We start from the raw sequence: 23,347 nt of genomic DNA, 5'->3' as shown, positions 1-23,347 counted from the left end.
CGGATCAGCCGTTGGCCTTCTCGTACGCCTCGCGGATGGAGGCGGGGACGCGGCCGCGGTCGTTCACGTCGTAGCCGTTCTCCTTGGCCCAGGCGCGGATCGCCGCGGTGTCCTGGCTGCCGCCGGAAGAGGCGCGGGACTTTCCGCGGCCGGCGGAGGAACGGCCACCGGTACGACGGCCACCCTGGACATACGGACCGAGAAGGTCGCGCAGCTTGTCCGCATTGGCGGTCGTCAGATCGATCTCGTAAGTCTTGCCGTCCAGCGCGAACGTCACCGTCTCGTCCGCCTCGCCGCCGTCGAGGTCGTCGACAAGAAGGACCTGAACCTTCTGTGCCACCGGATTTCCTTTCATCGATAACGTGAGTGCGGGGAGGTGCGCGGCGTCGCCGTTTTGCCACCCCTGTTATATGCAGTGCTGCAGTACGCCGGAAAGCAAACCGCTTTTGCCGGAAAAACACAAACCCTCGGGGAGAGGGGTGCGGAGGCGGACCCGTCCGGAAACGTGCGCGTTTCGGACATAGGGAACCGGGGCAATGGCGATCACAGATGCAGAAGCATCCGGCTGTTGCCCAAGGTGTTCGGTTTCACTCGTTCGAGACCGAGGAACTCCGCGACACCCTCGTCATAGGAGCGCATCAGCTCCGCGTACACATCGGTGTCGACGGGAGTCTCGCCGATCTCGGTGAAGCCGTGCTTGGTGAAGAAGTCGACTTCGAAGGTCAGACAGAAAACGCGGCGAACACCGAGCCAGCGTGCGGTCTGGAGCAACTTCTCCAGCACCAGGTGGCCCACCCCCGAGCCCTTCAGCCCCGGCTGCACGGCGAGAGTGCGGACTTCCGCGAGGTCTTCCCACATCACGTGCAGGGCGCCGCAGCCGACCACCTCGGCGTTGTCGTCGCGTTCCGCGACCCAGAACTCCTGGATGTCCTCGTAAAGCGTGACCGTGGCTTTGTCGAGCAGGATGCGCTCGTCCGCGTAGAGGTCGAGGAGTCGGCGTACGGCGGGAACATCGCTGGTCCGGGCGCGGCGGACGGTGACCGCTTTCCCGCGGCCGGTGGCTTTCCCGGGTACTTCGGGGCGCTCTGCTGACATGAGCGGACGCTATCGCCCGTCGGTGTCCTCCGCCGAACCGGGGTTCTCCTCTCGGGAGGGTTCCCTGGGTTCCCTGGGTTCGCGTGTTTCCGGTCCCTGGACGATACGGATGGCGTCACTGAGTGCCTGGCGTTGTTCCTCGCTCATCATGCCGAAGAAGGCGACGAGAGCGGCGGCGGGGTTGTCGCTCTGGGTCCAGGCGTCGTTCATGAGCGCGGCGGCGTAGGCGGCTCGGGTGGAGACGGCCTCGTATCGATAGGCGCGGCCTTCCGCCTCGCGGCGTACCCAGCCCTTCTGATGGAGATTGTCCAAAACGGTCATGACCGTGGTGTACGCGATGGTGCGTTCCCGCTGGAGGTCTTCCAGGACTTCTCGAACGGTCACCGGGCGGTTCCACTTCCACACCCGCGTCATGACTGCGTCTTCGAGTTCTCCCAATGGGCGAGGCACGCTTAGAACAATAGTGGGAGATCCCGCCAATGGCGTGCGGGACGTGCGCTTAGGTGCGAAACAGGATCAAAAGGGACGGGAATGCCCGTGCCGCGGGGTGCCTGCGACGCGGGGCGGAGGCGTACGGCGCGGGGTGCGTGCCCTGCGCGGGGCCTGCGGCGCGGGCAGGCGTCCGTGGCGGTGGTGCGGGGGCCTCTGCGTGAGCAGGCGGCGCCTCACCCGCCTTTGTCGGCGCGCCTTCGGTGCAGGAAGAGGGGGCCGTGTGCGGCGCGGGTCAGGCGTCCGAGCGTCCTGAAGGGCGCCCTCGGTGCGGGCGGCGGCGCGTGCACGGCGGCGCCTTCCTCGCTCTCGGCGGCGCGGATACCGGCGGGAGCGGGTGGAGGCGGGGGCTCAGGCGTCCGTGGCGGCCTGGCGGGCGGTCTCCGCGCGGGCCAGTGCCGCGTCCACGGCCGCGTCTTCCTTGGTCTTGGCGGCGCCGCCCTGGGTCTTCACGATCACCCGGACCACACCGATGAACAACGCGGCCATGACGACCGGGGGAACGAGCGCGGAGACGTATTCCATGCGACCAGAGTAGCCAGCGGAGGTGGGGCGTATGGGGCGGGGTGCCCGGATACCTCCGCCGCCCCCGGAGGGATTCCTCAGGGGGCGGCGGAGGCGTGGGAAGTCAGCCCGCCGCGAGCTGCTCGGACGTCGGGTCCGGGGGCGCGGTGGGCTTGCGGGGCGGGAAGACCTCGCCGGGGGTCGGGACCGGGCGCTTCGGCTGCTCGGGTTCCGTCGCCGGCCGCTCGGGAGCGGGCGTTCCCGGCTTCCGGCCCGGCTTGGCGGGATCGGCCGCGCCGCCCGGGAGCGCCAGGAGGCGGGTCCGGGAGACCGGCAGCTCGATCACGGCGGGCACGAGCGCGGAGGCCGGAAGCTCCGAGGCCAGGATGGCGGCGGCCGGAACGCCGGGGACGGGTGCGGCCGAGGCCGGGAGCACGGACGAGGACACCAGGACCGCCGGGACCGCGAGGGCCGGGGTGGAGAGGGCCGGAGAGGGCGCCCTGCGCGCCGGGGCGGCCGGGGCGGGGACCTCGGAGGCTGAGGTGGCCGGAGCCGGAGCCGGCAGAGTCGAAGAAGCCGTTCCCGCGGAAGTCGGCGCTTTCGGCGTCGCGCTCGCGTCGGCGGGGACCGTCGGGGAGGGGACCCCGGCGGTCGTCCGGGAGGTGTGCGGGCCCTGCTGTTGGACCGGGACTCCTCGGCAGTGGGCCAGGAGGGTGGCGGCTCGGGGGTTGCCGCTCAGGGCTCTGAGGGCGGCCACGTCGTCGGGGGTGGGGCGGTGGCCGGTGTCGAGCGCCTCAGCGAGGAGGGAGAGGTAGCCGGTCGCCGTGGCCGGGAGGGCCGCTCGGTAACGGCCGAGGTCGGCCAGCAGGAAGGCGCGCAGCCGCGCCGCTTCGGCCAGCGCCTCGTCGAGCGACTCGGCGAGGCGGAAGCAGTCCTGGACGTCCTCGGCCGAGGCGGGTCCGGGGTGGAGGGCGAGGGCGAGGGCACGGCGGAGCACACGCAGCTCCTCCGTGCCGAACGCCATGCCGCCGCGAGATCCGTATGGCGTGGGCATGGGGCGACGGTACCGGTAATCGGACAAAAGTGACGAAACACATCGTTGTGTCGACGCGTGTCGCCCCCCGGTTACTCCGGCCGGCGCCGCCCCCCGCTCACCGCCGCGGCACGTTCCGCTCGTAGACCAGCCGCAGCCCGATCAGCGTCAGCCACGGCTCGTGCTCGTCGATCACCGAGGACTCGCCGAGCACCATGGGCGCGAGCCCGCCCGTGGCGATCACCGTGACGTCGTCCGGATCGTCCGCCAGTTCACGGGCCATTCGGGTGACCACGCCGTCGACCTGGCCCGCGAAGCCGTAGACGATGCCGGACTGCATCGCCTCCACGGTGCTCTTGCCGATCACGTTGCGCGGCCGGGCCACCTCGATCTTGCGCAACTGGGCCGCCTTGACGCCCAGCGCTTCCACCGAGATCTCGATGCCGGGGGCGATCACCCCGCCGACGTACTCCCCGCGCGCGGAGACCGCGTCGAAGGTGGTCGCCGTGCCGAAGTCGACGACGATCGCCGGGCCGCCGTACAGCTCGTTCGCGGCGACCGTGTTGATGATCCGGTCGGCGCCGACCTCCTTGGGGTTGTCGAACTGCACGGGGACGCCCGTCTTGACGCCGGGTTCGACCAGCACGGAGGGCACGTCGCCGTAGTAGCGCCGGGTGACCTCGCGCAGCTCGTGCAGCACCGACGGCACGGTCGCGCAGATCGCGATGCCGGTGATGCCGTCGCCGAGACCGCTGCCGAGCAGCGGGTGGGTGCCCATCAGCCCGCGCAGCAGCACCGCCAGCTCGTCGGCCGTACGGCGCGGGTCGGTGGACACGCGCCAGTGCTCGACGATGTCCTCGCCGTCGAAGAGACCGAGGACGGTGTGGGTGTTGCCGACGTCGATCGTGAGCAGCATCCCGTCACTCCGCCGCGCGCAGGTCCAGGCCGATGTCCAGGACCGGCGCGGAGTGGGTGAGGGCGCCGACGGCGAGGAAGTCCACCCCGGTCTCGGCGTACGCGCGCGCGTTCTCCAGCGTGAGCCGCCCGGACGCCTCCAGCTGGGCCCGCCCGGCGACGAGGGCCACGGCCTCCTCGCACTCCCCCGGCGTGAAGTTGTCCAGCAGGATCAGGTCGGCGCCCGCGTCCACGACCTCGCGCAACTGGTGCAGGGTGTCCACCTCGACCTCGACCGGCACGTCGGGGAACGCCTCGCGTACGGCCTTGAACGCCTCGGCGACGCCGCCCGCGGCGACCACGTGGTTGTCCTTGACGAGGGCCGCGTCGGAGAGCGACATGCGGTGGTTGACGCCGCCGCCGCAGCGGACCGCGTACTTCTCCAGCGAGCGCAGCCCCGGCGTGGTCTTGCGGGTGTCGCGGACCCGGGTGCGGCTGCCCTCCAGCAGGTCGGCCCACGCGCGGGTGGCGGTGGCGATGCCGGACATGCGGCCGAGGATGTTCAGCGCGCTGCGCTCGGCGGTGAGCAGGTCGCGGGTGCGGGCGGTGACCGTGAGGAGCTTCTGCCCGGCCTCGACCAGGTCGCCGTCCTCGACGTGCCGCTCGACCTCGAACTCGTCCTCGCAGACCACGGAGAGCACGGCCTCCGCGACCCTGAGCCCGGCCACGACGCCCGTCTCGCGGGCGGTGAAGTCACCGGTGGCGCGCGCGTCCTCGGGGATGGTCGCGACGGTCGTCACGTCGACACCGCCGGCCAGGTCCTCCTGGACCGCGACGTTGGCGATGTCCTCGACCTCGACCGGGTCGAGCCCGGCCTCGGCCAGCAGGTCGGCGAGCGCGGGGTCGAGCCCGCACTCCAGGTACTCCTCGCCCTCCTCGCCGCCCGCGCCGCAGGCGCAGCCGTCACCGCAGCCGCCGGTGGAAGCGAGGGGAAGGTCTTCGGTGCTCACGTTCGTCACTGCTCCTGGGGACGCGGATGGATGCCGGAGGGTGTTACCGGGTCGGGGGGAAGTCTGCGGTCTCGGTGACATGCTCGGCCAGGGAACGGTCCGGGCGGAGCGTCACCACGATGTGGCGGCGCCAGTGGTCGTCGTCGCGCTCGGGACGGTCCTCGCGCCAGTGGCAGCCCCGGGTCTCCTCGCGCAGCCGGGCGGCGGCGACCAGGACGCGGGCGACGTCCAGGAGGTTGGTCGCCTCCCAGGTGTCCACACCGGGCTCGGGGGTCTTGCCGTCGGTCTCCAGGGCCTCGCGCGCCTCGGCGTGCAGCTGCCGCAGCCGCTCGGCGGCGGTCGCGAGGGAGTCCGCCGAGCGCAGCACGCCCGCGCCCTCGGTCATGATCCGCTGGACGGCGAGGCGCGCCTCCGGCGCGAGCAGCGGGTGCGCGGGGCGGTCGGCGTGAGACACGGGGGCGGGCACGCGTGCGGCGAGGGTGCCGTCGGCGTGGGCGGCCGCGAGGTCGGCGGCGATGCGCTCGGCGTAGACGAGCCCTTCGAGCAGGGAGTTGGAGGCGAGCCGGTTGGCGCCGTGGACGCCGGTGCAGGCGGTCTCGCCGCACGCGTACAGGCCGGGGACCGTCGTACGGCCGCGGTCGTCGGTGCGGACGCCGCCGGAGGCGTAGTGGGCGGCCGGGGCGACCGGGATCGGTTCGGTGACCGGGTCGATGCCGTGGGCGCGGCAGGCGGCCAGGATGGTCGGGAAGCGCTGCTCCCACATCTCGGCGCCGAAGTGCCGGGCGTCGAGGTACATGTGCTCGGCGCCCTTCTCCTGCATACGCCGTGTGATGCCCTTGGCGACGATGTCGCGAGGGGCCAGCTCGGCCAGTTCGTGCTGGCCCAGCATGAAGCGCACGCCGTCGGCGTCGACCAGGTGGGCGCCCTCGCCGCGCACCGCCTCGGAGACCAGCGGCTGCTGGCCCTCGGCGTCGGGGCCGAGGAACAGCACGGTCGGGTGGAACTGCACGAACTCCAGATCGCTGACCTCGGCGCCCGCGCGCAGCGCCAGCGCGACGCCGTCACCGGTGGAGACGGCCGGGTTGGTGGTCGCGGAGAACACCTGACCCATGCCGCCGGTCGCGAGGATCACGGCGGGCGCGTGCACGGCGCCCACCCCGTCGTGCTGGCCCTCGCCCATGACGTGCAGGGTGACCCCGGCGGTGCGGCCCTCGGCGTCGGTGAGCAGGTCGAGCACGAGCGCGTTCTCGATGGTGCGCAGGCCGCGCTCGCGGACCGCCTCGACCAGCGCGCGGGAGATCTCCGCGCCGGTGGCGTCCCCGCCCGCGTGCGCGATACGGCGGCGGTGGTGGCCACCCTCGCGGGTGAGCTCGATGGTGCCCGCGTCGTCGGTGTCGAACCGGGCGCCGGTCGAGATCAGCCGCCGTACGGCGCCGGGACCGTCGGTGACCAGGAGGCGTACGGCCTCCTCGTCGCACAGGCCCGCGCCCGCGACCAGGGTGTCGTCCAGGTGCTGCTCGGGCGTGTCGCCCTCGCCGAGCGCGGCGGCGACGCCGCCCTGGGCCCAGCGGGTCGAGCCGTCGTCCAGGCGGGCCTTGGTCACGACGACCGTGGTCAGTCCCGCCGCCTCGCAGCGCAGGGCGGCGGTCAGGCCGGCCACGCCGGATCCGACGACCACCACGTCGGCCGGGATGGCCCAGCCGGGGGCGGGCGCGTGCAGTCGTATGCCTGTGCTGGTCACGAGGCGGCTCCGGGGGTTCCGAAGGTGAGTGGGATGTTGTCGATCAGCCGGGTCGAGCCGACCCGGGCGGCGACGGCCAGGACGGCCTCGCCGGTGAAGCCGTCGCCGATCTCGGTGAAGTCGGCGGGGTCGACCAGGGCGAGGTAGTCCAGGACGAGCGGCGGCTCGAAGTGGGCGCCCTCGTCCAGGATCTGGCGGGCGGCCGCGCGGACGGCGGCCGGGCCGCCGGGTACGGCGGTGGCGACCGCGTGCGCGTCGGCGGCGGCGCGCGACTCGCCTATGGCGCTCAGTGCCTCGGCGCGCGCCTGCGTGGACGGCACCTCGCGGGCGCGGGCGCGCAGCGCCTCCTGGGCGGCGTGCCGGTCGCGGCCCGCGAACAGCGCGCGGGAGAGCGTGAGGGCGGTGTCGCGCTCCTCGGGCGAGAGGTAGCGGTTGCGGCTGGAGAGGGCGAGGCCGTCCTCCTCGCGGACGGTCGGCACGCCGACGATCTCCACGCCGAAGTTGAGGTCGCGCACCATGCGCCGGATGAGGGCGAGCTGCTGGGCGTCCTTCTGGCCGTAGAGGGCCACGTCGGGGCGGGTGAGGTGGAGCAGCTTGGCGACGACGGTGAGCATGCCGTCGAAGTGACCGGGGCGCACGGCGCCCTCCAGACGCTCGCCCATGGGGCCCGCCGTGACGCGGACCTGGGGGGCACCGCCCGGGTAGACCTCGTCCACCGAGGGCGCGAACACGGCGTCGGCTCCCGCGCGTCCGGCGAGCGCGAGGTCGGCCTCCAGGGTGCGCGGGTAGCGGTCGAGGTCCTCGCCCGCGCCGAACTGGAGCGGGTTGACGAAGACGGTGACGACGACCTCGCCCTCGGGCCCGGCGATCTCGCGCGCGGCGCGGATCAGCGTGGCGTGGCCCTCGTGCAGGGCACCCATGGTCATCACGACGGCACGGCGGCCGCGGCGCACGCGCGCGTGCAGCTCGTCGGCGGTGCTCAGCAGAGTGGTGGTCATCGGGCGTTCCCCTCGGGGCCGTTCGTTCCGTTCGTTCCGCCGGGGCCGTCGGCGGTGGGGGCGAGCGCCCCCAGCAGGTCCTCGGCCAGTTCGGGCTTGAGCAGCCCGGAGGCGAGGGCGCGGTCGGCGGTGGCGCGGGCCATGGCGAGGTATCCCTCCACCGTGTCCGGGGCGTGCTTCCTGAGCTGGTCGAGGTGCGCGACGACCGTGCCGGCGTCGCCGCGCGCGACCGGTCCGGTCAGGGCCGCGTCGCCGGAGCGCAGCGCGTTGTCCAGGGCGGCGCCGAGCAGCGGGCCGAGCATCCGGTCGGGGGCGTCGACACCGGCGGTGCGGAGCAGCTCCATGGACTGCGCGACCAGGGTGATCAGGTGGTTCGCGCCGAGGGCGAGGGCCGCGTGGTAGAGCGGGCGGTTCTCCTCGGCGATCCACTCGGGCTCGCCGCCCATCTCGATCACCAGGGCCTGCGCGGCCAGCCGCAGCTCCTCGGGCGCGGTGACGCCGAAGGAGCAGCCGGCCAGGCGCTGGACGTCCACGGGGGTGCCGGTGAAGGTCATCGCCGGGTGCAGCGCGAGGGGCAGTGCGCCCGCGCGCAGGGCGGGCTCCAGCACGGAGACGCCGTACCGCCCCGAGGTGTGCACCAGGAGCTGGCCGGGGCGGACGGCGCCGGTCTCGGCGAGGCCCGTGACCAGTCCGGGCAGGGCGTCGTCGGGGACGGTCAGCAGGACCAGGTCGGCGCGCTGGAGGACCTCGGCGGGGGGTACCAGCGGCACGCCCGGGAGCATCGCCTCGGCGCGCCTGCGGGAGGCGTCGGAGACCCCCGAGGCGGCGACCGGGACGTGCCCGGCGAGCTGGAGGGACGCGGCCAGCGCGGGGCCCACGCGTCCGGCGCCGACGACGCCCACGGTGAGCCGCGCGGGGCGGTCCTTGTTGTCTGGCTGGTGGACTGTACTCACGCGACCGTGGCCTTCCCGTTCCAGTCCGCTCTGGGTACCGGACGATTTCTCGTCATGTTAACGCTATCCGGGGACGCGGCCCCGGTTGTCCACAGGCTGTGGGCGGCGGGGGCGGAAAACTCCGGTGCCCGGGGGCGGGGGCGCGGGGCATCATCGGCCGTATGACGGATACGGCGGGGCAGGGCGGCCAGGGCGGGTTCGGGGACGAGGGACACGGTGCCTGCGAGGAGCCCTCGCTGCGGGAGCGGCGTGCGGCGGCGCAGCGCGGGGCGCGGCGGGTGCTGTCGCGCGCGGGCTGGCGGGGCACGCTCCGCGAGCGCCTGGGGTATCTCCAGGAGGCGGCGCCCGGGGTGTACGACCTGGACGAGCCCGCGGACGTGTACGGCGACCGGGTCGTGGGCGCCCTGGAGGAGCGGGTTGCGGCGCTGCTCGGCATGGAGTCCGCCGCGTTCTTCCCGACCGGGACGATGGCCCAGCAGGTCGCGCTGCGCTGCTGGGCGGCCCGTACCGGCAACCCCGTCGTCGCGCTGCACTCCCTCGCCCATCCCGAGCGGCACGAACGCCATGCGCTGAGCCAGGTCGCGGGGCTGCGGCCGGTGATCCTCACGACCGAGCACCGGCCGCCCACGGCAGCGGAGGTCGCGGAGTTCCCCGAGCCCTTCGGCACGCTGATGCTCGAACTCCCGCTGCGGGACGCCGGATTCCTGCTGCCGACCTGGGAGGAGCTGACGGAGACCGTCGAGGCGGCGCGTGAACGGGACGCGGTGGTGCACTTCGACGGGGCACGCCTGTGGGAGTCGACCGTCCGCCTCGGCCGCCCGCTGGAGGAGATCGCGGGCCTCGCGGACAGCGTCTACGTGTCGTTCTACAAGTCCCTCGGCGGCTTCGGCGGCGCCGCGCTCGCCGGTCCCGCCGGCCTGATCGAGGAGGCCCGCACCTGGCGGCACCGCTACGGCGGCAACATCTTCCAGCAGTTCCCGACCGCCCTGTCCGCCCTCGCCGGTCTGGACCGCGAACTCCCCCGCCTCCCCGCCTACGTCCACCACGCGCGCGTGGTCGCCACCGCCCTGCGCGAGGGCCTCGCCTCCGCCGGTCTCCCCTGGTCCCGCGTCCACCCCGAGGAGCCCCACACCCACGAGTTCCAGGTCTGGCTCCCCTGCACCCCCGACACCGCCGGGGAAGCGGCAGTCCGCCAAGCCGAGGAAACGGGCACGATGCTCTTCGCCAACGGCTGGGACACGGCGGGCCCGGGCCTCGCGGTCACCGAGGTGACCGTCGCAGAGGCGGGCCTCGACTGGACGGCGGAGGACGTGAAGCGGGCGGCAGTGGACTTCGCGGAACGGGTACGGCTGCCGCGGGGGTGACGCTGGACGCACCCCCGGCCGGTCGGCCACGCACGGCACCGTCCACCTGCCCACGGGCGTCCGCCGCGCGCTCCGCGCCCGCGCGGGAGACTCACGGCGTCCGGGGACGGCGCCCCGACCGCCCGACCAGCACCGCGCGCCACCGCCCCCTCGCCGGACGCCCCGCCAGGACCGCCCGGAAGCGGCGGCGGTCGCGGACCGTGCGCAACAGGGCCGGCACTCCGGTGCCGAAGGCAGGCGGTTCGGGGGCGTCGTGCGCCCGGGCTCGGTACGTGTCGAAGAGGTGCTGTTGCGTGATGCTCATGGGGTCACGTTGCTCAGCGGGCGGAGACGGCGTCCCGTCGATTGACGGTCCGGGTCAATCCATCGCCGAACCGCCGGAGGCACCCGGCACGATGGGGCCATGAGCGTGACGATCGACATCGACGGGCTGGCCAGGGAGCGGATCACCGCTGTGCCGTCGCCGTTGGCGGAGCTGGGGATGGCGTTGCACGCCCTCAGCGAGACGGGCCATCATCCGCAGTTGCACGGCTGGGCGACGGGGGTGAGCGGACGCCTTGAGGCGGGTCTCGCGGACCGGCTGTGCGAGGCGGAGTTCCTGTGGCGGACGTCGATCGCGGACGTCTTCTGGCCGTTCGCCGGGGTTCCCGGGCGACGGACGCTCCCGGGAGCCACACTGCTCGACGAGCTGGAGCTGCTGGACAAGCTGACGGACGACCAGTTCGTGCTGGCGGCGACGGAGTTCAGCTGTATGCCGTACCGGCACAGCCGGCCGGAGGCGAGCCCGCTCACCGATCCGGAGGCCCGCTGCCGGGCGCTGGAGCTGGCGGCGGCGCGGGGGGCGCCTCAGGAGCGGTTCACCCGGCGGCTCCTGGACGATCCGCCCGCCGTACGCGCCTGGTTCCGCAGGCTGGTGCTCGACTGCGAGGAGGCGTTCTTCGCGGACCTGTGGGCGCGCACCCAGACCCAGCTCGCGGCGGACGCCCGGCACCGCACCGAGCTGCTGCACCGCAAGGGCGCCGCGGAGGCGCTCTCCTCGCTGTCCAACGCGATCACCGTGGACGAGGACACGCGCACGGTCACCGTCGACAAGCTCCTGGTGGGCCGCACCGCCACCGGCGACGGCGGTCTGGTCCTGGTCCCGACCGGCATCGGCTGGCCGCACGTCCTGGTGCTGCACCGTTACGACTGGCAGCCCGTGATCATCTACCCGGCCCAGGCGTCCCGCCCCCAGGCCCCCACCGTCGAACAGCTCACCCGCCGCCTGGCGGCGCTCGCCCACCCCACCCGGCTGCGGCTGTGCCGCCATCTGGCGCGCGGCCCGCACAGCACCGGCGAACTGGCCGACGCGCACGGCATGTCCGCGCCGGAGATCTCCCGGCACCTGGCCGTGCTGAAGAAGGCAGAGCTGATCACGAGCTGCCGGAGCGGCCGGTACGTGCGCCACCAGCTCGACCTGTCGGCGGTGGCCCGGCTCGGCAGCGACTTCCTGGAGGGCGTCCTGCGCTGACTCCCGCGCTGAAACGTTCCGCCCAGGACGCCCCCGCCCCCGCGCCCCGCCTCAGCCGTTCCCGCCCGCCCGTACGAGCCCCGTCTCGTACGCCAGCACGACCACCTGCACCCGGTCCCGCAGCCCGAGCTTGGTCAGGATGCGGCCCACATGCGTCTTCACGGTCGCCTCGGACAGGACCAGGCGCGCGGCGATCTCGCCGTTCGACAGCCCCTGCGCGACCAGGACCATGACCTCGCGCTCGCGGTCGGTCAGCCGGCCCAGCTCCTTGTGCCGGGGCTGCGGTCCGGCGGCGGGCAGCATGGGTGCGAAGCGGTCGAGCAGACGGCGGGTCGTCGAGGGGGCGACCACCGCGTCGCCGCTGTGCACCGCGCGGATCGCGCTCAGCAGCTCGCCCGGCGGCACGTCCTTCAGCATGAAACCGGAGGCGCCCGCCTTGAGCCCGGAGAAGGCGTACTCGTCCAGGTCGAAGGTGGTCAGGATGAGCACCTTCGGCGGGTCGGGCTCCAGACAGATCCGACGGGTGGTCTCCACGCCGTCCAGCTTGGGCATCCGCACGTCCATGAGGACCACGTCGACCTCGGTGGCGGCCAGCACCTGAAGTGCCTCCACGCCGTCGCCCGCCTCCGCGACGACCTCCATGTCCGGCTGGGCGGCGAGCACCATCCGGAACCCGGTGCGCAGCAGCACCTGGTCGTCGACGAGCATCACGCGGATCGTCATGAGTCCTCTTCCGGTATCGGTCGGGTCGGTGGGCGGGGGGCGGGGGGCGTACGACGGGATCAGTGCGCCGGTTTGAGCGGCAGGAGCGCGCTGATGCGGAAGCCGCCGCCCGGCCGCGGCCCGGCGTCCAGGGTGCCGCCGACCATGCCGACCCGCTCCCGCATCCCGATGAGCCCGTGCCCCTGCCCGTCGGCGCCGCCCTCCTCGTACAGCTCGTGCGGCGCGCCTTTGCCGTCGTCCTCGACCAGGAGGCCGAGCCCGTCGTCGAAGTAGACGAGCCGCACACTGGCGCCCGCCTCGGGACCGCCGTGCTTGCGCGTGTTGGTCAGCGCCTCCTGCACGATGCGGTACGCCGTCAGCTCGACCCCGCTGGGCAGCGGGCGCGGGGTGCCCTCGACCTTGAAGTCGACCGGCAGCCCCGAGGTGCGGCACTGCTCGACCAGGTCGTCGATCTGGCCGACGTCGGGCTGCGGGACGTACTCCCCGCTCTCCTGGTGCTCCCCGGTGCGCAGCACGCCCAGCAGGCGGCGCATCTCGGCGAGGGCCTGGCGGCCGGTGGAGGAGATCGTCTCCAGGGCCTTCTTCGCCTGGTCGGGGGCGGCGTCGAGGACGTAGGCGGCGCCGTCGGCCTGGACCACCATGACGGAGACGTTGTGCGCGACCACGTCGTGCAGCTCGCGGGCGATCCGGGCGCGCTCGGCTGCCACCGCGACCTTGGACTGCGCCTCGCGCTCCTTCTCCAGGCGGGCCGCGCGCTCCTCCAGTTGGGCGAAGTAGGCGCGCCGGGTGCGCATCGAGTCGCCCAGCACCCAGGCGAGCGCGAACGGCACGGTCTGGAACACGGCGAGCGCGATCTGCCCGAGCCCGCTGGTGTGCTCGTTCGGCCAGCGCACCTGCGCCAGCGAGGCGGCGACCAGGCTGCCGGCGAGGGCGAGGCGCGAGGCCCAGCGGGCGCCGGTCGCGGCGACCGTGTACGTGATCACCAGCATCGCGAAGTCGGCGGCGACCGGCTGGACGTCCAGGACGAGCTGGGCCACTCCGGTGGCGAGCACCACCAGCAGCATCGCCTCGGGCACGCGCCGGCGCAGGGCCAGGACCGCGCAGAGGATCACGGAGACGGTCCAGGCCGCGGCGTAGGAACCGTGGTGGTTCGGGGTGCCGTCCATGTTCACGACGCTCACGCCGGAGACCCCGAGCAGGACGACGGCCCAGAAGCAGTCGACCCACGTCGGGTGGCGACGGAGGAAGTCATAGAGACGCTGCACGTAACCCAGAGTAGGTAGCGCGGGCGCACCCGGGGGTCAGCCGGAGGGGCGATCCGTACGCGATACGTGTACGCCGCAAGGTGGATGCCGTGGCCCTGGGGCCAAAGTCGGAGACGCGCCGGTCCGCAGGGCGGATACCCGCCGCCGGTCCGTCCTTCTAGGCTCGGCCGCGCCAGACCAGGACGATCCACCCGAGCCCCAGGAGGCCATCGTGATCGCAGTGACCGGCGCCACCGGCAATGTCGGACGCGCCCTTGTCGAACGGCTCGTCGCGGCGGGCGAACCGGTGCGGGCCCTGACCCGCGACCCGTCACGCGCCGACCTCCCCGAGGGCGCCGAGGTGGTCCGCTTCCGGCCAGACGACCCGGGCACGGTGTTCGACGGGGTGACCGGCCTGTTCCTCTACGTCCAGGCCGGGGGCGGTGACATCCCGGGGCTGCTCGCGGCCGCCCGGGGCGCGGGCGTACGGCACGTCGTGCTGCTCTCCTCCGGCATCGTCGGCGGCGGCGACGAGAGCCACCCCATCCACGTCATGCACGCCACGGCCGAGCGGCAGGTCCGCGACAGCGGGCTCACCTGGACGTTCCTGCGTCCCAACGCGTTCGCCACCAATGCCCTCCAATGGGCGCCGCAGCTCCGCGCGGGCGACACCGTGCGCGGGGTCTTCGCGGACGCGCTCACGGCGCCCATCCACGAGGACGACATCGCCGCCGTCGCCGAACGCGCGCTGCTCGACGACGGCCACGAGGGCGCCGTCCACCGCCTCACCGGGCCGGAGGCGACGAGCAACACCGACCAGGTCGCCGCGATCGGCCGGGCGACCGGACGCGAGCTGACCTTCGTGGAGGTGTCGCCGGAGCAGGCGGGACCCGAGCTGTTCCCGCACGCCCCGCCCGAGTTCGTCCAGGCGCTGCTGAAGGGCTTCGCGGAGTCCGTGGGCGTCCCGCCGGAGATCACCGACACGGTGGAGAAGATCACCGGCACCCCGGCCCGCTCCTTCGGGCGGTGGGCCGAGGACCACGCGGGCGACTTCCGGAAGGGCTAGGGGGTGCGTCCCCGGTCCCACGAAGATCGGAGGGACACCCCCTGCTCGTAGGCGACCTAGGCTGTCCCGGTGACGAAAGAACCCGGCGCGGAGAACGCGTGGCGCGGCTGGCGGGCGGCCACCGAGGACGCCCTGTACGGCCCCGGCGGCTTCTACCGGCGCCCCGAGGGACCCGCCGGGCACTTCCGCACCTCCGTGCACGCCTCGCCGCTGTTCGCGGGCGCGGTGGCCCGGCTGCTGTGCCGGGTGGACGCGGCGCTGGGGCGGCCGGATCGGCTGGACTTCGCGGACCTCGGCGCGGGGCGCGGCGAGCTGGTCACCGGGGTGCTCGCCGCGCTGCCCGCCGAGGTGGCGGCCCGCACGCGCGCGTACGCCGTGGAACTCGCGGACCGCCCGGCGGGCCTGGCCGAGCGGATCGACTGGCGGGACGAGCTGCCGGACGCCCTCACCGGGCTGCTGTTCGCCAACGAGTGGCTGGACAACGTCCCCGTGGACGTGGCGGAGACGGACCCGGCGGGTGTCCCCCGGTACGTCCTGGTCGCACCGGACGGCACCGAGCGGCTCGGCGACCCGGTCGACGGTCCCGCGGCCGACTGGCTGGCCCGCTGGTGGCCCCTGTCCGCCGAGCCGGGCGCGCGGGCGGAGCTCGGACTCCCTCGCGACCTGGCCTGGGCCGCGGCCGTGCGCCGGGTCGAGCGCGGGCTCGCGGTGGCCGTGGACTACACCCACGCGCTCGGCGCCCGCCCCCCGTTCGGCACCCTCACCGGCTTCCGGGAGGGCCGGGAGACGGCCCCGGTGCCGGACGGCACGTGCGACATCACGGCGCATGTGGCGCTGGACGCGTGCGCGGCGGCCGGGTCGGCGCAGGCGAACACCGCCGGAGCCGCCCCCCGCCTGCTCACCCAGCGCGACGCCCTCCGCGCCCTGGAGGTGACCGGCGCACGCCCCCCGCTCACACTCGCCTCCACGGACCCCGCCGGATACGTCCGCGCCCTCGCGCGCGCCGCAGAGGCCGCCGAACTCACCGCGACGGGCGGCCTCGGCGACTTCGGCTGGCTCCTCCAGCCGGTCGGGGTCGACCAGGCACCGCTGTAGCCAACTCCCCTGCCAGAGCGCCTACTTGTCGATGTCTCCCACCACGAAGAACATCGACCCCAGGATCGCCACCATGTCCGCCACCAGCGTCCCCGGCAGCAACTCGCCCAGCACCTGGATGTTGTTGTACGACGCCGAGCGCAGCTTGAGCCGGTACGGCGTCTTCTCGCCCTTGCTGACCAGGTAGTAGCCGTTGATGCCGAGCGGGTTCTCGGTCCAGGCGTAGGTGTGGCCCTCCGGCGCCTTGAGCACCTTGGGCAGCCGCTGGTTGACCGGACCGGGCGGCAGCTCCGCGAGCCGGTCCAGACAGGCGTCCGCGAGGTCGAGGGCGTTGTGGGTCTGCTCCAGGAGCACCTCGAAACGGGCGAGGCAGTCGCCCTCGGTGCGGGTGACGACCTTGAGGGTGTCCTGGAGTTCGCCGTACGCCAGATACGGCTCGTCACGGCGCAGGTCGAAGTCGACGCCGGACGCGCGCGCGATGGGCCCGCTCACGCCGTAGGCGTGCACGGCCTCGGGGGCCAGCGCGCCCACGCCCCGCGTGCGCCCCCGGAAGATCTCGTTGCCGAGCACCAGGTCGTCGAAGACGTCCATGCGGGAACGGACGGCGGCGACGGCGTCCCGGGCGCGGCCGGTCCAGCCGTCGGTCAGGTCCTCCTTGAGGCCGCCGACCCGGTTGAACATGTAGTGCATCCGCCCGCCGGAGACCTCCTCCATGACGTTCTGGAGCACCTCGCGCTCCCGGAACGCGTAGAACACGGGCGTGATCCCGCCCAGCTCCAGCGGGTACGAGCCGAGGAACATCAGATGGTTGAGCACCCGGTTCAGCTCGGCGAGCAGCGTGCGGATCCACACCGCGCGCTCGGGCACCTCCATGCCGAGCATCCGCTCCACCCCGAGGACGACGCCCAGCTCGTTGGAGAACGCCGACAGCCAGTCGTGGCGGTTGGCGAGCATGATGATCTGGCGGTAGTCGCGGGCCTCGAAGAGCTTCTCGGCACCCCGGTGCATGTAGCCGATCACCGGCTCCGCGCGCTGGATGCGCTCGCCGTCCAGCACGAGCCGCAGCCGGAGCACACCGTGCGTGGACGGGTGCTGGGGGCCGATGTTGAGCACCATGTCGGTGCTCTCGGCGGCGCCGCCGATCCCGACCGTGGTCTGGGTCGCTGTCATGGTCCCAGTCTCCCCTACGCGCGCGCGGGTGGCGGAAACGGGCGAGCCCGGCGCTCCCTGGTCGGGAGGGCCGGGCTCGCGGGCGCCGCGCCGCCGGTCAGGAGACCGCGCTGCGCAGCCCCTGTACGTCGATGTGCTCCGTCTCGTCGTGCGCGGTCAGGTCGATGACCTGGCCGGCCGCGCCGGCTGCGGGCTTGTAGCCGGACTCCGCGTCCGCCTTGTGCAGCGCGAGCGCCTCCTGGCCGACGACGTCCGCCAGGTCCTCGTTCTGCACGGCGCCCAGGGCGGGCGTCGCGGTCTCCTTCTGGGTGCCGAAGAAGTCGAACCCGCCCTCGACGCCCGGGCGCCGGGTGGGCTGGGGCGATACGACGGCCACGGCGGTCGGCACGGTGAAGTGGCCGTCGCGGCGCGCGTGCCGGGCCGAGACGGGCGCCTCGGCGGCGGGCTCGGGCGCGGCTTCGGCTCGGGTGTGGGTGTCGGGCTCGGCGTCGGAGTCGGAGTCGGCTTCGACGGCCGTGCCGCTCTCGGGCGCGCCGGTCGTCCCGTCGCCGTCCGCCGCGGGGGCGGTGTCCGCCACGGGCTCCGCCTCGGCGGGGTCGGGCTCCGCGGACTCGGGCTCGACCGGCTCGGACGTGGCCGTCTCGGCGCGCACGGACTCCGCCTTCGCGGCGTCGCCCTTGGCCGCCCTGGCCTGCGCCGCCTCGGCCTTGGCCGCCTCGCGCTCCCGGTCGCGGTCGAGCCGCGCGAGCGCCGTACCGGCCCGGCGGTACAGCTCCGCGCCCTCGGCGGAGAACGCCCCGGCGGCCACGGCTATGGACTCCGGACGGGATGCCGCCACGTCCTCGGTCTCCGCGGCGACCTGAGGCTCCGCCGGCTCCACGGCAGCGGCGGCCTCTTCGGTCTCCGTACCCGTGCCCGTCCCCGGCGGCAGCGCGAGCGCGTCGCCGGAGTCGCCCGACTCCAGTTCGAGCAGCCGGCGTCCCTCCAGGGCGCTGGCGCGCTCGGTCTCGGCCGTGGCGTACCGGCGCAGCAGGGAGGCGTGTTCGTTGCGCAGCCCGGCCAGTTCGGCACGCTTGGCGCGCAGCCGTCGCTCCAGCTTGGCGCGCACCTCGCGCGCCTCCTCGAGGTCGGTCTCCAGTTCGGCGACGCGTTCCTCGAAGCGCCACTCGTCGCTGGCCCGCGCGCGCGTGAGGTCGGCGACCTGCTTGCCGGCCTGCGCGTCCCAGCGGCGCATCACGACGGCACCGGCGACGGCCGTCAGCGCGACGACGGCGGACAGCGCCCGCAGCACCCCCATACCGGCGAACACCCAGGGGGCCAGCGCGCAGACGACGGAGACCCCGGCGATCGCCGTCGAGGGCAGCAGCCGGTGCAGAGGCGGGGAATGACGGTGGCGTCCACGTGGCATGGCCAGAAACTTACCGCGCGTAGGCGGCTGGTGGACCCGGGTGGCCTAAAAATCCGGCCACACCGCTTGCGTCACCGAGTGTCAGGTTGTCCTATTTCAGCGGTCGGTGAGCTGTCCGCTGAGCCACTGCAGGGCCGGGGGGATCTCCCGTCGCCAGGTGTTGAAGTTGTGGCCGCCGCTGTCCAGGATGATGGAGGAGATCCTGGTCCGGTCGGTGGCCCGGACCTCGCTGATGAAGTTCAGGGTGTCCTTGTAGTTGTGCTCGCCGACCCGGCTGCTGGTGACGAGCAGCGAGGTGTCGGGCGCCGGCTCGTGCTTCAGCAGCCAGCGCAGGTCGGCGTGATCGCGCAGGTTCCGGTCGCCGTGGAAGAGGTCGCCCGTGGTCGGGTCGAGGGGCGCGGAGTAGTACGCCGAGAGGCCGACGGCGGCCGCATAGGTGCCCGGGTGACGCATCGCCAGCTTCAGCGCGCAGTAGCCGCCGGTGGAGTCCCCGATGACGCCCCAGCCCCCGGGGCGCTTGCCCACGCGGTAGTGGGCGACCAGCGCGTCGGGCAGGTCCTTGGCGAAGAAGGTCTCGGTCTGCGGCCCGCCCGGCACGTCCACGCACTCGGTGTCGCGCGGCGGCGCGAGGGTCGGCCGCAGCATCACCAGGATCATCGGCTGCATCCGGCCGTTCTTCGCCAGATCCCGCGCGGTGCGCGGGTAGTGCAGCTTGGAGACCAGCGCCTCGGCCGTACCCGGGTAGCCGGTCAGCACGACGGCGGCGGGGAAGGTGCGGGTGCGGTACTGCGGCTGGAAGTACTCGGGCGGCAGATAGACGTACGCCGGAGTGGCCAGGTGCGAGGTCTGGCCGACGATCTGCACCTTCTGGATCTGACCCGCCGTCTGCGGATCGGTGTCCGAGCCCGAACCGCCCTTCACCCGCGCGGTGGAGACGACCTGGAGCGGGCCGCCCGTGCCGCTGTTGGCGGACTGGTCGACGACGATGCCCTGGTTGGTCTCCGTGCCGAACAGGTCGGCCCACCCGGCGTAGAAGCCGAACGCCTGGTTCGCGGCGAGCCCCAGACAGCAGATGAGCGCGAACTGGGTGGCGAGGAGAAGTCCGGCGCGGCCGAGGAGGGCCCGCCAGTGCGACCGGGCCAGCCGTGGCCACAGCCACAGCGTCACGCAGAAGAGCGCGACGGCGAACACGACCGCCAACAGCAGCAGTTTGTTGCTCGTGAGACCCATGGGGTGAATTCCTGTCCGCGTTTGCCGCCCCCGGCCGCCACGCTTCGTCGCGCGGTCTTGCCCGGGGCTTTCCCTGACCTTTGACCCGGCTTTCCGAAGAGGAGTGAACCTCTGAGTCCGGCACACCGTCCTAGAAGGCGCAATGTGACCGGATGCCCCGATCGGCACCGGGTTTCAAGGTCTCTCGCAGAACTACGGGATGCGATGTCTGTCAGGATAGATGGGGAAAAGTCAGGCCAGGTTCCAGGCCGACCGAGCCGGGCGCGGCGCTTCCCGCGCGGCCCGCGTCCGGAGGCGGTTCCCGTCCTGACGGGCCGGGCGTGCGCCCTCGTGGGCGTCGTGGACATCGCCGCGGGGGTGTTCCCGCGCTTCCGTCACAGCCGTATGCACGCCCTCGCCGAGGTGCTGCCCGGCTCCTTCGGTCCGTTCGCGGCGGCGCTCTCGCTCAGCGCGGGCGTGCTCCTGCTGCTGCTCGGACACGGGCTCAAACGGCGCAAGCGGCGAGCCTGGCGGGCCGCCGTCGCCCTGCTTCCGGCGGGCGCGGTCGCCCAGTTCCTGTACCGGCACTCGCTCATCGGCATGTTCATCTCGCTGGTGCTCTTCACGGTCCTGCTCTGCTACCGCCGTGAGTTCGCCGCGCTGCCCGACCCGCGCAGCCGCTGGTGGGCGCTGGCCAACTTCGTGCTCATGAGCGCGGGGTCCCTCGCCCTCGGACTGGTCATCGTCAGCGTCCACCCCGGCCGCACGATCGGCGACCCGAGCCTGGCCGACCGGCTGACGCACGTCGTCTACGGCCTCTTCGGCTTCGAGGGCCCGGTGGACTACCGGGGCAGCACCTCCTGGACGGTCGCCTTCTCGCTCGGCGCGCTCGGCTGGCTGACCGCCGTCACCACCAGCTATCTCGCCTTCCGCCCCGAACACCCGGCCGCCCGCCTCACCGAGGAGGACGAGTCCCGGCTGCGCGCCCTCCTGGAGCGGCACGGACGCCGCGACTCCCTCGGCCACTTCGCGCTGCGCCGCGACAAGGCCGTCGTCTTCTCCCCGAGCGGCAAGGCCGCCGTCACCTACCGCGTCGTCTCCGGCGTGATGCTGGCCAGCGGCGACCCGATCGGCGACGTGGAGGCGTGGCCCGGCGCCATCGAGCGCTTCATGGACGTCGCCAAGGCCCACTCCTGGGCACCCGCCGTCATGGGCTGCTCGGAGACGGGCGGCGAGGTGTGGACCCGCGAGACCGGTCTCGACGCCCTGGAGCTGGGCGACGAGGCGGTGGTCGACGTGGCGGATTTCTCGCTCGCCGGACGCGCGATGCGCAACGTGCGCCAGATGGTCAAGCGCATCGAGCGGGCCGGCTACGAGACCCGGGTACGGCGGGTGCGTGACCTGGGCGAGGCCGAGCTGGAGCGCGTCCGCCGCGCGGCGGAGGACTGGCGCGGCACCGACACCGAGCGCGGCTTCTCCATGGCGCTCGGCCGCATCGGCGACCCCTCCGACGGCGACTGCCTGATCGCCACCGCCCACAAGCAGGACGAGGTGCCCGGTCCCTACGGCGATCTCAAGGCGATCCTGCACTTCGTGCCCTGGGGGCCGGACGGCGCCTCGCTCGACCTGATGCGCCGCGACCGCTCCGCCGACCCCGGCATGAACGAACTCCTCATCGTCGCCGCCCTCCAGGCCGCACCCCGCTTCGGCATCGCCCGGGTCTCGCTGAACTTCGCGATGTTCCGCTCCGCCCTCGCGCGCGGCGAGAAGATCGGCGCGGGCCCGGTGCTGCGCGCCTGGCGCGGGCTGCTGGTGTTCCTCTCGCGCTGGTTCCAGATCGAGTCGCTCTACAAGTTCAACGCCAAGTTCCAGCCGCGCTGGGAGCCGCGCTTCCTCGTCTACCGCGCCTCCGGCGACCTGCCCCGCATCGGCTTCGCCGCCATGCAGGCGGAGGGTTTCGTCAACCTCGCGCTGCCCCTGCCGCGCTTCCTGCGCGGCCGTCGCGCCACGACCCCGCGTCCCTGCGGGCACGCCGCCGCCGAACACGACGTACGCGCCGCCTGACCGGCACCGCGCACCCCCACCGAGCCGGCACCACGGCCCGGACCGGGACACGGCCCCCTTTCACCGGGCCGCCCCGGTCCGGGCCGTCGCGCGAGCGGGGCGCCCTTCGGGGCCTACGCTGAACGTATGAACAACCACAGCGGACGCGGCCGGGTGGCGGGCCTGCCGGAATGGGACCGGTGCGCGGTCATGGGGGTCGTCAACGTGACCCCCGACTCCTTCTCCGACGGCGGCCGCTGGTTCGACACGACCCACGCCGTCAAGCACGGCCTCGACCTGGTGGCCGAGGGTGCCGACCTGGTCGACGTGGGCGGCGAGTCCACCCGCCCCGGCGCCACCCGGGTGGACGAGGCGGAGGAGCTGCGCCGGGTCGTCCCCGTGGTGCGGGGACTGGCCGCCGAGGGCGTGGTGGTCTCCGTGGACACCATGCGCGCCTCGGTCGCCGAGCAGTCCCTCGCCGCGGGCGCCGCGCTCGTCAACGACGTCAGCGGCGGCCTCGCCGACCCCGCCATGCTCCCGGTGGTCGCCGCCACCGGGGCCCCCTTCGTGGTGATGCACTGGCGCGGCCTGCTGGAGGGCGACAACGTCCGGGGGCACTACGCCGACGTCGTCACCGAGGTCGTGGACGAGCTGCGCGCGCGGGTGGAGGCCGTCCTCGCCGCCGGGGTCACCCAGGACCGGATCGTGGTCGACCCGGGCCTCGGCTTCTCCAAGGACGCGGCCGACGACCTCGCCCTCCTCGCCCATCTGGACGAGCTGCGCGCGCTCGGCCACCCGCTGCTGGTGGCCGCCTCCCGCAAGCGCTTCCTCGGCCATGTGCTGGCCGGACCCGACGGCGTCACCCCGCCCGCCCGCGAGCGCGACGCGGCCACCGCCGCCGTCTCCGCGCTGGCCGCGCAGGCGGGCGCCTGGGCCGTACGGGTGCACGAGGTGCGCGCCACCGCCGACGCGGTGCGCGTGGCCCGCGCGGTCGAGGCGGCCCGGGAACAGCGCCCCGCCGCCGGTACGCCGTCGGAAGGAGACCGGTGAGCGCGCCGCATCTGGACGTCGAACAGGTGTCGGCCGCCAACACGGCCTTCTACGAGGCACTGGAGCGCGGCGACTTCGAGGAGCTGGCCGGTCTCTGGCTCACCCCCGCCGACCTGGGCGTGGACGAGGAGTACCACGACCCCGCCGACGCGGGCGTGATCTCCTGCGTGCATCCCGGCTGGCCGGTGCTGACCGGGCGCGGCGAGGTCCTCAGGTCGTACGCGCTGATCATGGCGAACACCGACTACATCCAGTTCTTCCTGACCGACGTGCACGTCTCCGTCACCGGCGACACGGCGCTGGTCACCTGCACGGAGAACATCCTCAGCGGGGGTCCTGCCCCGGAGGAGGGCGAGGAGCTGGGTCCGCTGGTCGGCCAGCTCGTCGTCGCCACCAACGCCTTCCGGCGCACCCCGGCGGGCTGGAAGCTCTGGTCGCACCACGCCTCCCCCGTGCTCGCCACCGCCGACGAGGACGAGGAGGAGGGCAACGGCTCCAACCCGGACGACGACGGCACGCTCGCCTGAACACCCCGGGCGGGAGTGGTTGGAATCACCCCCGCCCGGGTAGGTGCGGACACCAGTCGGCGGCGCGGCCGGAATTCACCGGGTTCCCACCCTGTGAACGATCTTCGCCCGGCACGGGCCGACACCCCGTGGCCCGGCCCTGTCGGTGCCCGCAGGTAGATTCGTCCAAGGCCGGTGCGCCGCCCGCTCGCGGCACCGACCGGCCGTTCCCGACGATTGCA

23 protein-coding genes are annotated in these 23,347 nt (G+C 73.5%); 7 read left to right on the top strand and 16 right to left on the bottom strand.

The genetic code is table 11. The features are described 5' to 3' along the window. Positions 1-4: 4 nt before the first annotated feature. The 10 genes from ACWEEU_RS04255 to ACWEEU_RS04210 form a co-directional block, all read right to left on the bottom strand. Positions 5-340 carry a histone-like nucleoid-structuring protein Lsr2 gene (locus ACWEEU_RS04255; RefSeq protein WP_385747184.1) on the bottom strand — a complete coding sequence of 112 codons (336 nt, stop codon included), beginning with the start codon at positions 338-340 and terminating at the stop codon, positions 5-7. 203 nt (positions 341-543) lie between these two features. Next, positions 544-1,095: an amino-acid N-acetyltransferase gene (locus ACWEEU_RS04250; RefSeq protein ID WP_385747186.1), complete on the bottom strand. Its 552-nt coding sequence runs from the start codon at positions 1,093-1,095 to the stop codon at positions 544-546. 9 nt (positions 1,096-1,104) lie between these two features. Beyond that, positions 1,105-1,509, bottom strand: coding sequence for a BlaI/MecI/CopY family transcriptional regulator (locus tag ACWEEU_RS04245; protein ID WP_385747187.1), 405 nt, complete (start codon positions 1,507-1,509; stop codon positions 1,105-1,107). Between the two features lie 426 nt (positions 1,510-1,935). Continuing rightward, the gene (locus tag ACWEEU_RS04240) at positions 1,936-2,109 is read right to left on the bottom strand and encodes a hypothetical protein (RefSeq protein ID WP_385747189.1); all 174 of its coding nucleotides are present in this window, start codon (positions 2,107-2,109) and stop codon (positions 1,936-1,938) included. A 103-nt stretch (positions 2,110-2,212) separates the two neighbouring features. Then, positions 2,213-3,142, bottom strand: coding sequence for a hypothetical protein (locus ACWEEU_RS04235; RefSeq protein ID WP_451728257.1), 930 nt, complete (start codon positions 3,140-3,142; stop codon positions 2,213-2,215). A gap of 97 nt (positions 3,143-3,239) precedes the next feature. After that, complete coding sequence (locus ACWEEU_RS04230) at positions 3,240-4,037, bottom strand: type III pantothenate kinase (RefSeq protein WP_199587565.1); 798 nt, start codon at positions 4,035-4,037, stop codon at positions 3,240-3,242. 4 nt (positions 4,038-4,041) lie between these two features. Continuing rightward, complete coding sequence (gene nadC, locus ACWEEU_RS04225; RefSeq protein WP_385747195.1) at positions 4,042-5,025, bottom strand: carboxylating nicotinate-nucleotide diphosphorylase; 984 nt, start codon at positions 5,023-5,025, stop codon at positions 4,042-4,044. A gap of 43 nt (positions 5,026-5,068) precedes the next feature. Beyond that, entirely contained in the window at positions 5,069-6,766 is a 1,698-nt protein-coding gene (locus ACWEEU_RS04220) for an L-aspartate oxidase (protein ID WP_451728253.1), read from the bottom strand. Beyond that, the gene (gene panC, locus ACWEEU_RS04215) at positions 6,763-7,764 is read right to left on the bottom strand and encodes a pantoate--beta-alanine ligase (RefSeq protein WP_451728250.1); all 1,002 of its coding nucleotides are present in this window, start codon (positions 7,762-7,764) and stop codon (positions 6,763-6,765) included. The genes ACWEEU_RS04220 and panC overlap by 4 nt, the downstream gene beginning before the upstream one ends. Continuing rightward, the gene (locus ACWEEU_RS04210; protein ID WP_385747200.1) at positions 7,761-8,717 is read right to left on the bottom strand and encodes a Rossmann-like and DUF2520 domain-containing protein; all 957 of its coding nucleotides are present in this window, start codon (positions 8,715-8,717) and stop codon (positions 7,761-7,763) included. Before ACWEEU_RS04210 ends, panC begins: the two co-directional genes overlap by 4 nt. A 161-nt stretch (positions 8,718-8,878) precedes the next feature. Here ACWEEU_RS04210 and ACWEEU_RS04205 point away from each other — a divergent pair, with 161 nt between their 5' ends. Continuing rightward, positions 8,879-10,081, top strand: a complete 1,203-nt coding sequence (locus ACWEEU_RS04205; protein WP_451728246.1) for a threonine aldolase family protein — start codon at positions 8,879-8,881, stop codon at positions 10,079-10,081. Between the two features lie 91 nt (positions 10,082-10,172). Here the strand turns inward: ACWEEU_RS04205 and ACWEEU_RS04200 are convergent, their stop codons facing one another. Next, a complete protein-coding gene (locus ACWEEU_RS04200) occupies positions 10,173-10,385 on the bottom strand; it encodes a hypothetical protein (RefSeq protein ID WP_385747204.1) in 213 nt (70 codons plus the stop codon). Between the two features lie 99 nt (positions 10,386-10,484). Here ACWEEU_RS04200 and ACWEEU_RS04195 point away from each other — a divergent pair, with 99 nt between their 5' ends. After that, on the top strand, positions 10,485-11,591 hold the full coding sequence (locus ACWEEU_RS04195; RefSeq protein ID WP_451728242.1) for a DUF5937 family protein: 1,107 nt from the start codon (positions 10,485-10,487) through the stop codon (positions 11,589-11,591). A 51-nt stretch (positions 11,592-11,642) separates the two neighbouring features. On the opposite strand, the gene ACWEEU_RS04190 is transcribed toward ACWEEU_RS04195, so the two are convergent. Next, positions 11,643-12,314 carry a response regulator gene (locus ACWEEU_RS04190; RefSeq protein WP_199587573.1) on the bottom strand — a complete coding sequence of 224 codons (672 nt, stop codon included), beginning with the start codon at positions 12,312-12,314 and terminating at the stop codon, positions 11,643-11,645. Positions 12,315-12,373: 59 nt separating this feature from the next. Then, positions 12,374-13,579: a sensor histidine kinase gene (locus tag ACWEEU_RS04185; RefSeq protein ID WP_385747208.1), complete on the bottom strand. Its 1,206-nt coding sequence runs from the start codon at positions 13,577-13,579 to the stop codon at positions 12,374-12,376. Positions 13,580-13,790: 211 nt separating this feature from the next. Here ACWEEU_RS04185 and ACWEEU_RS04180 point away from each other — a divergent pair, with 211 nt between their 5' ends. Further along, positions 13,791-14,624, top strand: coding sequence for an NAD(P)H-binding protein (locus ACWEEU_RS04180; RefSeq protein WP_451728238.1), 834 nt, complete (start codon positions 13,791-13,793; stop codon positions 14,622-14,624). Between the two features lie 69 nt (positions 14,625-14,693). Then, entirely contained in the window at positions 14,694-15,719 is a 1,026-nt protein-coding gene (locus tag ACWEEU_RS04175; protein ID WP_451728235.1) for an SAM-dependent methyltransferase, read from the top strand. Positions 15,720-15,740: 21 nt separating this feature from the next. Here the strand turns inward: ACWEEU_RS04175 and ACWEEU_RS04170 are convergent, their stop codons facing one another. The 3 genes from ACWEEU_RS04170 to ACWEEU_RS04160 all read right to left on the bottom strand — a co-directional run bounded on the left by ACWEEU_RS04170 (position 15,741) and on the right by ACWEEU_RS04160 (position 19,527). Further along, complete coding sequence (locus ACWEEU_RS04170) at positions 15,741-16,889, bottom strand: NADH-quinone oxidoreductase subunit D (protein ID WP_385747214.1); 1,149 nt, start codon at positions 16,887-16,889, stop codon at positions 15,741-15,743. A gap of 97 nt (positions 16,890-16,986) precedes the next feature. Beyond that, on the bottom strand, positions 16,987-18,297 hold the full coding sequence (locus ACWEEU_RS04165; RefSeq protein WP_451728230.1) for a hypothetical protein: 1,311 nt from the start codon (positions 18,295-18,297) through the stop codon (positions 16,987-16,989). A 96-nt stretch (positions 18,298-18,393) separates the two neighbouring features. Then, positions 18,394-19,527 carry an alpha/beta hydrolase gene (locus tag ACWEEU_RS04160; protein ID WP_385749776.1) on the bottom strand — a complete coding sequence of 378 codons (1,134 nt, stop codon included), beginning with the start codon at positions 19,525-19,527 and terminating at the stop codon, positions 18,394-18,396. A gap of 204 nt (positions 19,528-19,731) precedes the next feature. Between ACWEEU_RS04160 and ACWEEU_RS04155 the strand changes: the two genes are divergently transcribed. The 3 genes from ACWEEU_RS04155 (at position 19,732) to ACWEEU_RS04145 (ending at position 23,126) form a co-directional block, all read left to right on the top strand. Next, positions 19,732-21,570, top strand: a complete 1,839-nt coding sequence (locus ACWEEU_RS04155; protein WP_385749779.1) for a phosphatidylglycerol lysyltransferase domain-containing protein — start codon at positions 19,732-19,734, stop codon at positions 21,568-21,570. Between the two features lie 126 nt (positions 21,571-21,696). Further along, positions 21,697-22,599, top strand: coding sequence for a dihydropteroate synthase (folP, locus tag ACWEEU_RS04150; RefSeq protein WP_451728225.1), 903 nt, complete (start codon positions 21,697-21,699; stop codon positions 22,597-22,599). After that, positions 22,596-23,126 (top strand): nuclear transport factor 2 family protein, encoded by a 531-nt coding sequence (locus tag ACWEEU_RS04145; protein WP_385749783.1) that lies wholly within the window; start codon positions 22,596-22,598, stop codon positions 23,124-23,126. The genes folP and ACWEEU_RS04145 overlap by 4 nt, the downstream gene beginning before the upstream one ends. The last annotated feature ends 221 nt before the right edge of the window (positions 23,127-23,347 follow it).

Source organism: Streptomyces sp. NPDC005004, from assembly GCF_053600675.1.
Note: the sequence above shows the minus strand (reverse complement) of the source record. Positions and strands in the feature narration are given on the sequence as shown.